The sequence below is a fragment of the Terribium retamae genome (assembly GCF_022347545.1).
GTDB lineage: Bacteria > Pseudomonadota > Alphaproteobacteria > Rhizobiales > Rhizobiaceae > Mesorhizobium > Mesorhizobium retamae.
In genome coordinates, this window is record NZ_JAKREW010000021.1 from 84553 (window position 1) to 96916 (window position 12364).

Here is a 12364-nt window from a genome sequence, read left to right on the forward strand (position 1 = left end):
GGTCAGGCTCCCTGGCGGGTAAAGAGGGAAAAGAGGTCGGCAAGTGCTGCCCAAAACCGGCGCTTTCCTGCAGCCACGCTTTTGGGTTCGGCTGGCGGCTGCACGGAACCCGTTGGAGTCGGCACCTCGGCGGAGCTGCCGGCAAATGGAGCCGTCGTCTCCGGCGTATGGCCGAGGTAGCCGGCATCACCTAATGCCGCTTCGAACGCCTTGGCATAGCTCGCGACAAGCCGGCCATTGGCTTTCCCATCGGCGTTGATGATCGCCCGGGCACCGACATAGTCGACCAGGTTTCCGGCAATGAAGTCTGCCAGCTTCTTGCCGGTGAACATGCCGGAGCGCATGCCCTTGATGAGGATATGGGCCGAAATGTCCGTATCGTTCGCGGCATCGGGATCGCTGACAAGATCGACACCGACCAGCTTCGACGCCTTTTCATAGTTCTCCCTGCCCGTGAGCTGCGGCAGCGCTCGGCCGCGATAGCGCCAGCCGTCGCCGGATGCTTCCGGCCCATTACCCATGCGGTCGGCATAGACGCGGTTGGCGAGGCCCTGCGGATTGCGGACATAGGGAATTGCGGCGGCGATGGAGCTGAAGCGTTTCGGCCAGACGGCCCGAATGCGAGCGGCGCTCGTATAGGTCAGGTTCTCGGTAACAGGCTGCATCTTACCGCCCGTCTCGTGGTAGGCGGTGGCTAGGACATAGGCCAGGCGGTGCAGCGACAAGCCGGCGCGCTGGCCGGCGTCTAGGATGACCTCCAGCCCACTGACCTGAGCCTGTGATAGAGACGTGCCGAAAAGGCCGGACGTGCGCGAGCGCAGCGCCACGTAAAAACGCGGACGATCCATTTTGATTTCCTCGGGCTAATGTTGCGGTTTGGTTGGTCGCGCGCTCAAGTTCGCGCAATGGCGCAACCCGAGAAATACGCGTTTTGACGTTCTTCAGTCAGAAATAGATGATCTTCGAACCTTCCTTTCAGATGGCGACGTGGCAATTGATATTGGGGCTCAGGTTGGTGACGCTACCTTGCCGATGGCATTTGCCTGTGGTCCAAACGGGATGGTTTTCGCTTTCGAGCCCAACCCGTTCGTGTTCTTTGTGTTGGCGAGGAACGCAGTCCTGAACCCCGTCAAATGCAACATCATAGCTTATTCCTATGCGGTCACAGCAAAAGATGGCCCGATGGTGGTTAAATACGGAGGTCCTGACTATCAAAACGGCGGAGAAAACGCGGCTATTCTGTAGGGAAACACGGCGGTACCTACGCCTTACCAGTGAAGGCGCAGGATTGGCCCGATGATTCAAGAGCACCTTGCCGGCAAGGTCGCAAAGCTCCGCTACATTAAGACGGATGTCGAAGGCCATGATCTGTCAGCGCTCCAGACAATTGAAGACCTGATTGATGAGGCTTGCCCTCATGTCAAAACCGAAGTCAATCGCCACAACACGCCTGATGAACGCCGGGCGCTCCATCGGTTTTTTGCAGGCGAGGGCTACATTGTACGCCTGGCCGAGCAAAACACGCTGTTCGGGCGCGAACTTGCTGAAGACGAAATGGGGAGCCTTCGCCATTTTGATATCTTCGCGGTGCCGAACTAGAGCGCCACGGCCGCTGTCCACATGTCGTCTATTTGCGTTTCGGTGATCGAAAGCGCTGCCGCGATTTGACCAATCAGGGGATGCAACCGGGCGTGGTTGCTGGCGAACCCCCATTCGACCTGCGCTCTCTCGCGCGTGACCGGATCAACTATGCCGTCAATTGCAGCCTGAACAGCGACAACGGAATGTCCCCCATTTATGAGACCTAGACGAAGTTGCCGCGGTGTGAGCGCGGGCATTGCCTCTCGCACCTGCTCTAGCGTCGGCGGGGCGTAGGGCACTATGGGCTTCCCGTCAGCTAGCCATTGCTCGCAGTGCACCCGCACGATGGGACCCAGGCCGACAGTGTCATTCGGAACCGAAACATAGTCGCTCGCCGCACGTTCCCCGAATGCGTCGGTTCGGTCAATCCGAAGTATGAAAACGTCTGGGAACTCGGTCGCTTTGACGCTGTGAATTTCGTGCAGAATTGGTTCTGGCATTTTGCTCTCCTATGCCACGCGCTGCAGGATGCCATGGGCGCCAGAGATTGTGCCTCGCGATCGCCAATCGCCTGCCAGATATGCCCCCGATCCGCCAGTTTGATATTTGCTTCCGTCCGCAAGCCGCGGGGCGATGCCATTGTTGACCAACCCCCCCATATCGGCGCACCCAAGGATATGCCCTATAGGCAAGGAGGTTTCAGACGCGTTGGCCCCTTTATAGATGACGTTCAGATTGGCGTAGATCCATGACGATAGGTATCCGCCCCAAGTGGGGCCATAGGGGTTGCCTCCAGTATCCAGGTATGCCGCACCGTTCCCGGTATAGAGACGATTGTAGGCGTAGGCATCGCCAGCAGGGCTGACTTTGAATTCGCCCGCGGAGCTCTGTGGGGTCTGCGGACGGAGGTAAATCCAACCGGCCGCCTGTCCGCCAAGAATGGTGTAAATGCTGCCGCCATAAAACGAGCCGCCGTCAGAAAATATGCTCGACGCAGACTGAATGTTCCCGGTGGTGTAGAGCTTGCCCGACCCGTAGAAGGAGTACGCATTGGCATAGCCGAGGATGCCATAGATGCCAGTGTCTGCCGCATAGCCCAGAACGCCACCATAGCCGGCATTCGTCGAGCGCCCCACAATCGCATAATCGGCCGCGCTTGTGGAGGCATTCACTGCCCTGGCGATCGAAGACGTAATCTCCATGGCCCGTTCGGCTATGATGTAGTTCGCTGTCAGCCTGAATTGGCGGGCGCCGGCTGCCCAAAGTTGCATCTCTCCGGACGAGGCGTTGAGGATCATCGTCGTGGTCGTGCCGCTTGCGTAGCCGATGTAGCCACGCTCGACGTTGCCGGCAGCGTTCTGCCAGTGGATGTATTGCTGGCCGTCACTTCTGCTTATGATGAACTGTTGTGGAGCGCCTTGGAAAATGGCGGATGTGTTGAAGGACGCCAAATTGCTCAACGCCGCCTGCACGATCGGAACGGAAACTTCCTTCGTGCGCCCCGCAGGCTTCCCCAAATTCTGGATAGACGTTACCAGGTTCTTGGCTGGCTTGTCGGCAGCCGGATAACCCACATCGCTGGCGAACACCGTGAAGCCCTGCCAATATTGCTGCCAAGGTATCCAGCAGCACAGGAAGCCGCCATGCTGGAACAGCCAGATTTCGGTAGGCTTGGTTCCTGAGGACAGAGCGCCGTGATTGATGATGGCGTTGCCGTAGAGATAGCCCTGCACCTTGATATCGAACGGCGTGAGCGCACCATAGGAGTTGCCCACGACCTCGATCAGGAATGGAGCGCCGTCAGAGGCAGTTGCCGGGATGCTCGTAACGACCAGATAGCCGTTTGTGTAATCCCGCCCCGAAACCCATCCAGTCAGTTGCTTGTCAACAAGACCGTCAAGCTTTGCCTTGTCGGCGGCGGACATGAAGCCGTTCGCGGCAGCAGTGGCACCGGCGTGCAGATTGCCGCCGGAAAGCTGGCCATGGCTCGCATCGGAAATCCTGCCCGCCGGCAAGGTGCCTTTGGTCAGGTTTGTTGCGTCGTCCGCGCCGATGGCAGCGCGAAACAACACATCCGTCGCTTTGTCGACTATCGATTTGACGAACGCCGAGAAGCCGAGATTGCTCAGCGCCGCGCCAGCCGTCTGCCCGCCCGTGCCACCGGCCGTCACCGGGCGGGGGTCGTTGGCGTCCTTGGCAAGGTCGTCCAGCTGACTGTTGTAGGGGGCTGACGCGATCGGCTCGTTCGGCACGCCGTACACGCCGGGCAAGAGTTGGTAGACGCCGTTCACGCGAGGCATGGGCGGTCTCCTATGTAGTCGGGTTTCACGGATGTGCCTGTCAGGCCCTTAACAAAGGCCTGGAAATGGAGTATCGGGGGGCATGTTGCGGACGACTGCCATTCAAATCGTTGCTGCCCTGATTTTCATTGCGGTCATGTTCGGCATTCACCGGGCCGCCGCTTGGTCAACAACCCTTATGTCTCCAGACTTCCTGTCCGGAACCTTGTTTGGCGCGATCTTGATGGCCGTTTTCGGCCTCGTCGCTTACAGGTTGGAAAAGTCAGCGGCCTTTGGGCGCGGACAGAAGCAACGCCCGAGCGACACGATCGATCTGTGATACAGGGACGTTGACGCCTCCGGACAGCAGAGTCCCCAGGATCGGGCTCCTCCTCTTTGTCCTGCCGGTATTCGGCTTCCAGTTGGACCCTCTCAGAAGGGTCGCAAGCCGCCAGCCGGTATCGCCAGCGCGCCATAGCCATGCCCTGCTGAAGTCGCAATTCCTCAATCTCCGAAGATCCGCCGGTGGAAGAGCTTTCCATTTTCATCGGAAGGTTGCCTCTTGGAACGTTGCGCTATTTCAAGAACACGGCCCCGAAGTTGCAGAAACTTCGAGCGATATCTCCCGCCGGTAAGGCCGTTCATTGTCTTGGAAGCCTTCCCGGTGCGGACAGAAGCAGTGCCCGGGCGACCTCATCGATCTTCGATGTTGGCATGTTGTAGTCGCGAGCCAGCAGCGCATCGAGGGCCGGGCTGTTCCGACCGGTTAGGCTTGGTGCAATCCTCACCGGTATCTTAGCGTTGTCCTCACCCTTCAGGGCCCTAAGGATATTGTCAACGCCTTTGGGGGCTATTCCGTGCCCTACCCCAGGAATGCCGCTTGCGCCGATCGGGGTGAACGGAACCGCCTTGCGTGTTTCCGCCGAACCTGCTGCCCCCAACGGGGATGCAACAGTGTCGACGGAGCCTCACTTGCTCGGCGTTCTCCGGCGCCAGCAGCGACCCGCCGCCAATGCCTGCTGCGGCCAGGCTGTTAAACTGGATGATCTTGCTGAGTTCGGGGTGCGAATTCACATATTCGCGGATGCGAGCGGCAGTTTTGGGAGCCACGGTCTTCAGCCAGTTGGGGTCGACCATATAGGCACGGGTAGCCTCGGCGATATATTCGCGTGGCACTTCATTGTCTCGATATTGAAGGTGCTGAGGGCCTGTAAAATTCCTGGTACGCTCCCGTCCGGTGAGCAACGTGTCATAAACGAATGGAAGTTCTCGGGAGAGGCCTTCCAAGGGAATTTCGCCCGCCATCTGATCGATGACGTGACCGACCTCATGGGCGATAACCTTGTCGCTCTGTTGTGGGTTCAGGTTTTCCGAGATGAAGATTTCTTCGGGGCGGCGGCTGTATCGGTTGAGGGTGACACGGCCCATATCAGATCCGAGCCCGGCCGGCCCACGCTGCGGAACCTCCGCAATTGGTCGGCCCGTTGCTTGCGTGCCAATGGATCGGATTTCGGCGGGTGACAGCGCAGCGTCCGCCCCGCCCACCAGTCGTCGACCGGCAATATATCTTGCGACGAGGGGTCTTCCTTCGATGTCTCGCGTAAGGCTTTCGGCTTCGTCGCCTGGTGCTCCGACAGGATAGTCGTTGTGAAACGGTCGAGGTGTTTTGGCAGGTGGATCATACAAGCTCGCGACCTTGCTGCCAATGTTTTCCAGTGGCTTACCACCCTTCGTCAGTTTCATGGCGGCGCGGAAAACAGGGCCTGCAGGGATGAGGCCGGCTGCGTCGGCGGCGGCTTGGCCATAATTGCCTTCGCGCGTGTTTCTCACCATCTCATCGGCGGAGAACACCGCCCCCGCGGGCGTTAAATCCAAAAGCGACATTCCGGTGCCGCCGGTACCTGTCGACCCGACCAGGCCGGAAACGACGTCGCGGTAGTAACGGCTCGGTTTCGCGTCGCCGATCAAAGCGGCGGCAATCCGGTCCCGCCAGGTGGGATTGTAGGCGCGGAGCTCGTTTGACATTGTTGAATCCTTTTGGTCGCAACGCTGTTGCGTTGGCTATCGAACGCCTCGTGCCGTCATGGCGTCGGTCGTATCAGCCGATCGGAGATGCGCCGCCAAGAAGTCGTAGCCTACGGGCGTAACAGCTGGCGCTTAACGGCTGTCCGAGAATCGACTATCGTTCATTAAGGCTGGAGAGGTGAAAGATGAGCGTCGCTGCTAAGGTTCGGGGAGCTGCCGCCAAGTCGGCCGCCGCACTGCCATGAAGAAGACAAACCCATTCGTCTGAGGTGCAGCGGCGGCCGTGATCGCCGTCGGCCTCTGGTTCTTCAACTATCTGATTGGAACACCGCAATCCGACAACACGCTGCTTCAGAACCCGATAACGACTGCCGTCGTGTTCTTCTTCTGGGGATGCGTCGCCGGATATGCCAAGAACTGGTACGGCAACCGGCTCAATCGACGGTAGCCGCTCACCGGCCGATCATCAGCGCATCCCATACGGGGTTGCCGCTGCCTTTCTTGGGGCGCGGCTTTGTCGGCGAGCTTTCTATCGAATTGACTGCGATGATGTAGGCGCGGGCGTGTACGATCCAATTGCTGGCTAACGCGAACTAGGTATTGGACCCGATCGAGGCAGGACAGGTGCCGGAACGCGGCCCTGATCAAATGCGGTGCGCAACCATTCGGGTGGGAGTGCATAGTTTCGACCCAGTTTCTTTTTCTCTTGCTTGCTCAATTCTCTTCCCCACACGGCGGGTGTACCGAAGCCAAGGTGCATCGAACCTGGTCTCATGTAGCCCTCACCGGCGCCAAAACCGGTGATGCCGGCAGCGCGGCCGCGGCGAACGATTTCTTCAAAGATCAAGCGGTCTTCGTCATTCGCCCAATCCAGCCGCCGGCCATCCTTGAAGAAAAAAACATCGGCCGCATTGCCATGGTCATGTCGGTGCGTCTTGCCGACACGATTCGGTCCCGCCGCTTCCTGGCCGCCTGAAAACACCTCCATGGTCACGCCCATATCGGGCAGGAAGCTGTCCAAGGCACTGATCAGCTTGTTGCTCAAGGGCAGGCTACGTTTAGCGTGCTGGTTGGTGTAGGTGAGCCAGCCATACTGAGATGCCGGTGGAGAGACGGCCAGATCCGGGCTTCTCTGCTTTCGGATGGCGGACGAGGGGATCGGAGCTGACTGCGGCAACTCGACATCGGGATTGCCCTGCAGGCCCTCGATCTGTCGCGAGATCTGGGCGCGCTGTGTTTCATTCAGCTGTGGGCTCTGAAGAGCCTGCCGGAGAATAGGCAGCGTCGGTTGCGAGGCATCCGGTTCGACGTCCGGAGCGAAGCGCGCCGGGTCAGCAAAATTGTTCTGCGGTGTGATGTGACGTTCTGCGGGAGTGGGGACCGACGACGGTAGGTTGATACCCTGACTGCCTTCCTGGCGCTCGATCTGTCGCGAGATCTGGCTGCGCTGGGTTTCATTCATCTGCTGATTTTGCAGCATTTGGCGAAGCATCTGCGGTGTCGGTTGAAACGTGCCGTCCATGCCGCCTTCGAAGCGTGCCGGATCGGGTTGCGCACTCCATGGATCGGTGGAGTTAGGAATCTGCATCGGCCCAGAGAAATCGGTCGACGGATCCGGATTGGTAAGATCATAGCCGGGTCGCGGTGTTGGAAGTGGTGCATCGAGTGGAGTTTGCGCGAATCTGCTGCGAGATGGATTGGAAGAAAGCGGATGGCTGAGCGCATGATTAAATTTGCGCACATAGCTCGCGCCAGTTGTTCCCAGCGAGTCTTTCCGGTTTTTTCCAACCACAAGCCGCTGGCCGGTGAACCAGGATGACACCGCATCCGGCAGATTACCAAACTTCTTGATATAGCCGCCGAACCTGTGGTCAAAGATAAAGTCTTGAAGGTTCGGGTTGGCGAGGAATTCATCGGGTGTAACTTCCCGGCCCAGTGCTTCTCTTGACCACTGCGGCAGATTCGCTTCCATGACCTGATACCGGCCCAGTGCACGACCGTATTTCTCGTGCGTCGGTCCGATAGCGGCATAGTCGCCATTGCCGGCGCTTTCCACGGCAGCGATTGCATTTCGGTAAGCGGCTTTGTCGGAGCGGACAAAATCAAGCCGGCTCGGCAAATTCGGATTTTCGGTTTTTGAGACAGGCTTGCCAGCCAGTGCCTTGGCCACTTTTGGTGACGCACTTGGGGTCTCCGTCCTAGCAATGTTCAGCGCCTTGGCGACAGGATCTACCTTGGTCACCGCGCTCACAGGCGCTCCGACTGGATCCGGTGCTGTGGCCGCTTCGGCATCTGCCATCAGCGAGCGGTAGAGCAATGCCCGGCCGATCGCATTCAGGCCTGAACCGACGTTGGTTGGCGTCTGTTGATCGGCCAGCAAGCGATTGGCGGCGGCCCGTGCCTGCGCCAGTTCTTCGGGTGTCCTGTATTGCTGGTTTTTGCCCAAGATGAACGAGCGTGCCATTACCAAAGTCCTCCGGTTTTGCGTTGTAGTCCCAGACTAAACAGCCCCGACAACGGGTTGGCGCCTGGCGCCGGCGGAAAACTGCCGTCCCTGTTCTGCCGATACATGAGCGCTTGCCCGATCGCCGTCAGGCCGCTGCCGACATCTGTCGGCATGTTGGCCGCCAGGGCCATTTTCGTACGCCGCTGTTCTTCCGCCGTCATCGGCCGGCGCGGCTTGTTGCCGTCGAAGATGAAGCTGTTCATGATGCCTGCCCCAGTCCGAACAGGCCGGGCAGCGCCTTGCCGTAGTCGACATGCTTGACGCCGCCGATCTCGGTCACCGCCTCGGGCCGCGTCTTTTCCACCTCCTGCGCCATCACGCCGATATGCTTGGGAGCATCGCCGTCCTCGCCGCGATAGCGGAACTCGTAGATGTTGGTGCCGTCGATGCGGCCGCGCTTCTTGATGTCCTTTTTGGCCCTGCGGTCAGATGCCATGATGGCCGATGACCCCAAGCCAAGCAGGCCGCCGAGCAGACCTTGCCGCTGCGCCATCTGCTGGTTGTACACGCCGAGCCGCTGATTGTAGTTCTCGTTCACCAGGCCGGCATAATCCACGGTCGGGATGTTCGGCATGTTGGTGTTGACGAAGTTCGGGTTCTGCACCTGTGCGCCGGAGAGCAGCGACGTGATTTCGTTGATAGGCTGGGCGCGCCGGGCATAGGCCTCCTGCAGCGCCATCTGTCGCTGCTGGTTGGCGGCGTTGAATTGCGCCAGCTGGGCGTTCATGCGCTGGTCCTGCAGCGCATTGTTCTGCCCGGTCACGCTGTTCTGGTTCTGGAACATCTGCTGTCTGGCGGTGTTGCCGAACTCGCCTTGCGTGGCGTTCTGCGCGAACTGTTGCTGCTGGGCGGCGTTGGCGAACTGGCCGTTTCCGAGAAGCTGGTTGTATTGCTGCTGTTGCGCGGCGTTCTGGAAGCCGGCGCGCTGTGCATCGAGGTTGGCGAGCCGGCTCTGTTCCTGGCCGGCAGCCAGCAAGACGGACGTGCGCTGGTCGTTGACGCCTTGATTGTACTGGTTCATCGCCGTGTCATAGGCGGTGGACCCGATGCGAATGCCCTGGTTGGCCAGCGAGGTTTCCAACTCCTGGCGCTGCCGGTCGAGCTGCGGGTTGAGCCGCGAGAACAGCGCGTCCTGCACCTGCTGTACATTGCCGGCATAGCCGTCCTTCGGCCCATAATCCTTGGTGATCTGGCCGGCATCGCCGAGCTGCGTCTGGATGGCGCCGGCATCGGCGATCTGCGTTGACAGCTGCGGCCCGGACTGGAACTGCTGGTATTGCGGCGTGTTGATCTTGGAGGCATCGCCGCCCGCCGGCAGGTTGCTGAAGTCCATCGGCTTGTTGAGATAGTCGGCAAGGAAAGCCGACTGCTGGTTGCCGATCTTCGCCAGATTGCCCTGTGCCTGCTGCGACTGTTCGAAGATCGCCTGCTGCGACGGGCTCAGCGTCTGCGTCGCCGTATAGGTCGGCACATCGATCGTCTTGCCCGTGGTCGGGTCGGTGAACTTGTGCGTGCCCGACTGGTTGTAGGTCAGGTTGCCGTATGGCGTGACCTGGTTGACATTGCCCAGCGCCGCATTGGCGATGGACGTCGACACATTGGTGCCCGTCTGCGCGGCCGCCGTCTCCTTCGGGTCGGGCGGCGTCGGTGCTTTCGGCTTACCCATTGGCAGCAAGCTCCTTCCTGTGAAATCCGTTGGCCCGCCAGGCATCGTCGGTCAGCGAAAAGACGTGCCCGTCTTCGTGCCGGCCGTAGAGGCGGGGGATGGTGTGTTTGTCGAAGCCGTAGGCTTTGAGGAGGCGCGGCAGCCCGCGCCCGTTCCATTGTTCGTTGCGTTCCGAGACCCGCATCAGCACCATCTGGCAGCCAATGCCCTGGAACGGATAGGCGAACATCTGCCAGAGCACGGGCCGCGTCAGCCAACGCGCGGTGATGGCGGCGCCCGAGATCTCGACGACGCCGTGTTCCGGCTCCCAATTATGATAGACCATGCCGGCGACCAGGTTTTCGCCGTCCAGCACGCCCATCGCCCGGCAGGCGTCGAAACCGCGCTCGCAGCCCGGTATGTGCCGGGCCACCCATGCCGCGACGGCCTGATCATGTCCCCAGAAGGGCAGCATCACAGCGCCGTGGCGCCCGTCTCGAACGACACGTCGACGCTCACCAGCTCGACCATCGGCGCCGAGGCCTGCGCGCCGGTCACCTGCAGCTGCCACTGGAACACGGAGCCGGTCAGGCCGATGCTGGTCCTGACCACATCGGTGAAGGCGGTCGCCATGGTCGCGTCCCACAGCGCCTGGTCCCAGCGGCCGGAACCCCAGATGCCCGCCGCCGGACTGTCCGGTGCGGGATTGGGCGGCGCCGGCAGCTTCACCCGATAATCGGTCGAGCCGGAGAGCAGGCTCTCGTTCGGCGTCGCCCGTTTCAACGTCGCCTGCGCCTGCAGCACCGTCTTCACCACGCCGGGCGTCTCGAGGTGATCGGGGTTGGCAATGCAGGTGTAGTAGACCGGCACGCCGTCATCGGTGCCGGTCACTTCGGTGTCCTTCACCTTGCCGTTGCTGGTGCCGAACAGCACTTCGCCATTGTGGAAGACCAGGCAGCGGGCGTCCCAGCCGGTATAGGTGCACCAGGCGCCGGTCTCGGTGTTCAGCACGTAGCACAGGCCCTGCTGGCTGCCATTGGTCACCGGCAGGCTGACGAGCGCATAGGCGCGTTCCGGCCATTTCACGATCTCCCAGGGCAGCGACCGCCGCGCCTTGGCCTCGCGCCGCCAGTCCGGCGAGATCGCGCGGCTGACGGAAGACTGGTCGAGCACCGAGATGTCCTTGGTGATCGCCTGCGAAATCGGCAACAGCCCCATTTCGGTGGCGATCAGCAGGTCGCCACCAACGCGCATGGTGGCGCGCGGCCCGAGCGGCCGGGCAAGGTCGTAGCGGCCGACCAGCGTGAACTTTGCGGCGTCAGCTGGATTGTCGCCTTGATAAACCGCCACCTCGCCCTGATTGGTGACGAACACGCATTTGTCGTCCAGCCCGTCGCCGGCATCGACCGACCATGACGCGCCGAACACCAGCGCCCCACCGCGTTGGAACACGCCGTTCAAATCGATGGTGCCCAGCGCGCCGGCGATGCTGCTGACGGGCAGATAGCGCGCCCGCAATCCGCCGCCTTCGATGAAGAATTGCCGGTTGCGGTACACCCACACGAAGGACAGCGTCGACGTCGCCCCGCCGGTTATCGCGGTCGGGGATGTGTCGGTGATCTTCTGCCAGCCGCTGCTCGGATGATAGAGCAGCAGCGGGTCGGTGCCGTTGACGGCGGTCAGGTATTCGCCGCCCGACGTGGTGAAGTTGACGAAGGAATAATAGCCGCTGGTCTGTCCCGACACCGCCGCCGGCGGCGGAACGTTGGGATTGGCCACCGTTGTCACGTCGAAGATGTCGGTGCGGGTTGCCGCAAACAGCTTCTTCTGCGTGGCGTTGTAGGAGATGAAGCTTTCCACCGGCTTCGACCCGTCCGAAATCGTCGCGCGCGTCTTGCTGCCGCCGCGCTGCACGATGCCGGTGTTGGTCGGCCGCCAGTTCTCCAGCCGCATGGCGGTCCCTTGCGGCATCGAGGCCAGATTGCCGGCGGTGAACCAGCCGGCCATCGGCGCCGGCAGTGTGGTCATCTGCGCGCGGCGGCCGCGGCCCGGCTGTGCCAGCCGGGCAAGAGTGGCGCTTTTCATGGTTGGAGCATGTCCTGAATTGAGAGATCGCGGCGGTGCGCCGGGCAAATGGGGAACTTGGCGACAAGTGCACCCCCACCCCCCAACCCCCCCCCCCCGGGGGGGGGGGGGGGGGGGGGGGGGGGGCGGGCCCCCCCCCGGGGGGGGGGGGGGGGGGTGGGAGGGGGGCGGGGGGGGGGGGGCCCCCCCCACCCCGCCCCAGGAGGAGCGGCCCCGCCAGCGAGGGGGTGAAAAAAGAAAGGG

Annotated in this window: 14 protein-coding genes; 4 read left to right on the plus strand and 10 right to left on the minus strand. The window is 61.3% G+C overall.

The features are described from left to right. Nucleotides 1-2: 2 nt before the first annotated feature. Nucleotides 3-848: a glycoside hydrolase family 19 protein gene (locus L4923_RS19475; RefSeq protein ID WP_239368145.1), complete on the minus strand. Its 846-nt coding sequence runs from the start codon at nucleotides 846-848 to the stop codon at nucleotides 3-5. Nucleotides 849-876: 28 nt separating this feature from the next. Here L4923_RS19475 and L4923_RS19480 point away from each other — a divergent pair, with 28 nt between their 5' ends. Together L4923_RS19480 and L4923_RS19485 are read left to right on the plus strand one after the other, a co-directional pair. After that, nucleotides 877-1245, plus strand: coding sequence for an FkbM family methyltransferase (locus L4923_RS19480; protein ID WP_239368147.1), 369 nt, complete (start codon nucleotides 877-879; stop codon nucleotides 1243-1245). A 51-nt stretch (nucleotides 1246-1296) separates the two neighbouring features. After that, nucleotides 1297-1599: a hypothetical protein gene (locus L4923_RS19485; protein ID WP_239368149.1), complete on the plus strand. Its 303-nt coding sequence runs from the start codon at nucleotides 1297-1299 to the stop codon at nucleotides 1597-1599. On the opposite strand, the gene L4923_RS19490 is transcribed toward L4923_RS19485, so the two are convergent. Continuing rightward, nucleotides 1596-2081 carry a hypothetical protein gene (locus tag L4923_RS19490; RefSeq protein ID WP_239368151.1) on the minus strand — a complete coding sequence of 162 codons (486 nt, stop codon included), beginning with the start codon at nucleotides 2079-2081 and terminating at the stop codon, nucleotides 1596-1598. The two genes, L4923_RS19485 and L4923_RS19490, sit on opposite strands and share 4 nt — an antisense overlap. 9 nt (nucleotides 2082-2090) lie before the next feature. Next, nucleotides 2091-3881: a hypothetical protein gene (locus tag L4923_RS19495; protein WP_239368153.1), complete on the minus strand. Its 1791-nt coding sequence runs from the start codon at nucleotides 3879-3881 to the stop codon at nucleotides 2091-2093. 85 nt (nucleotides 3882-3966) lie between these two features. On the opposite strand from L4923_RS19495, the gene L4923_RS19500 reads away from it, so the two are divergent. Then, nucleotides 3967-4200, plus strand: a complete 234-nt coding sequence (locus L4923_RS19500) for a hypothetical protein (RefSeq protein ID WP_239368155.1) — start codon at nucleotides 3967-3969, stop codon at nucleotides 4198-4200. 494 nt (nucleotides 4201-4694) lie between these two features. On the opposite strand, the gene L4923_RS19505 is transcribed toward L4923_RS19500, so the two are convergent. After that, nucleotides 4695-5828: a hypothetical protein gene (locus L4923_RS19505; protein ID WP_239368157.1), complete on the minus strand. Its 1134-nt coding sequence runs from the start codon at nucleotides 5826-5828 to the stop codon at nucleotides 4695-4697. A 340-nt stretch (nucleotides 5829-6168) separates the two neighbouring features. Here L4923_RS19505 and L4923_RS19510 point away from each other — a divergent pair, with 340 nt between their 5' ends. Further along, a complete protein-coding gene (locus L4923_RS19510; protein WP_239368159.1) occupies nucleotides 6169-6333 on the plus strand; it encodes a hypothetical protein in 165 nt (54 codons plus the stop codon). Nucleotides 6334-6468: 135 nt separating this feature from the next. Here the strand turns inward: L4923_RS19510 and L4923_RS19515 are convergent, their stop codons facing one another. From L4923_RS19515 to L4923_RS19540, 6 genes are all read right to left on the minus strand, one after another. Continuing rightward, entirely contained in the window at nucleotides 6469-8349 is a 1881-nt protein-coding gene (locus L4923_RS19515) for a hypothetical protein (RefSeq protein WP_239368161.1), read from the minus strand. After that, nucleotides 8349-8594, minus strand: a complete 246-nt coding sequence (locus tag L4923_RS19520; protein WP_239368163.1) for a hypothetical protein — start codon at nucleotides 8592-8594, stop codon at nucleotides 8349-8351. Before L4923_RS19520 ends, L4923_RS19515 begins: the two co-directional genes overlap by 1 nt. Beyond that, the gene (locus L4923_RS19525; RefSeq protein WP_239368165.1) at nucleotides 8591-10057 is read right to left on the minus strand and encodes a tail fiber domain-containing protein; all 1467 of its coding nucleotides are present in this window, start codon (nucleotides 10055-10057) and stop codon (nucleotides 8591-8593) included. Before L4923_RS19525 ends, L4923_RS19520 begins: the two co-directional genes overlap by 4 nt. Next, nucleotides 10050-10511 carry an N-acetyltransferase gene (locus tag L4923_RS19530; RefSeq protein WP_239368167.1) on the minus strand — a complete coding sequence of 154 codons (462 nt, stop codon included), beginning with the start codon at nucleotides 10509-10511 and terminating at the stop codon, nucleotides 10050-10052. The genes L4923_RS19525 and L4923_RS19530 overlap by 8 nt, the downstream gene beginning before the upstream one ends. Next, a complete protein-coding gene (locus L4923_RS19535; protein WP_239368169.1) occupies nucleotides 10511-12121 on the minus strand; it encodes a hypothetical protein in 1611 nt (536 codons plus the stop codon). Before L4923_RS19535 ends, L4923_RS19530 begins: the two co-directional genes overlap by 1 nt. Next, on the minus strand, nucleotides 12118-12364 hold a 247-nt coding region (locus L4923_RS19540), incomplete at its 5' end, for a hypothetical protein (RefSeq protein WP_239368171.1). The genes L4923_RS19540 and L4923_RS19535, both read right to left, overlap by 4 nt.

Coding starts and splice junctions, on each gene's coding strand:
- L4923_RS19475 (WP_239368145.1), bottom strand. CDS start 848: ATGGATCGTCCGCGTTTTTACGTGGCGCTGCGCTCGCGCACGTCCGGC.
- L4923_RS19495 (WP_239368153.1), bottom strand. CDS start 3,881: ATGCCTCGCGTGAACGGCGTCTACCAACTCTTGCCCGGCGTGTACGGC.
- L4923_RS19485 (WP_239368149.1), top strand. CDS start 1,297: ATGATTCAAGAGCACCTTGCCGGCAAGGTCGCAAAGCTCCGCTACATT.
- L4923_RS19520 (WP_239368163.1), bottom strand. CDS start 8,594: ATGAACAGCTTCATCTTCGACGGCAACAAGCCGCGCCGGCCGATGACG.
- L4923_RS19535 (WP_239368169.1), bottom strand. CDS start 12,121: ATGAAAAGCGCCACTCTTGCCCGGCTGGCACAGCCGGGCCGCGGCCGC.
- L4923_RS19530 (WP_239368167.1), bottom strand. CDS start 10,511: ATGCTGCCCTTCTGGGGACATGATCAGGCCGTCGCGGCATGGGTGGCC.
- L4923_RS19525 (WP_239368165.1), bottom strand. CDS start 10,057: ATGGGTAAGCCGAAAGCACCGACGCCGCCCGACCCGAAGGAGACGGCG.
- L4923_RS19515 (WP_239368161.1), bottom strand. CDS start 8,349: ATGGCACGCTCGTTCATCTTGGGCAAAAACCAGCAATACAGGACACCC.
- L4923_RS19490 (WP_239368151.1), bottom strand. CDS start 2,081: ATGCCAGAACCAATTCTGCACGAAATTCACAGCGTCAAAGCGACCGAG.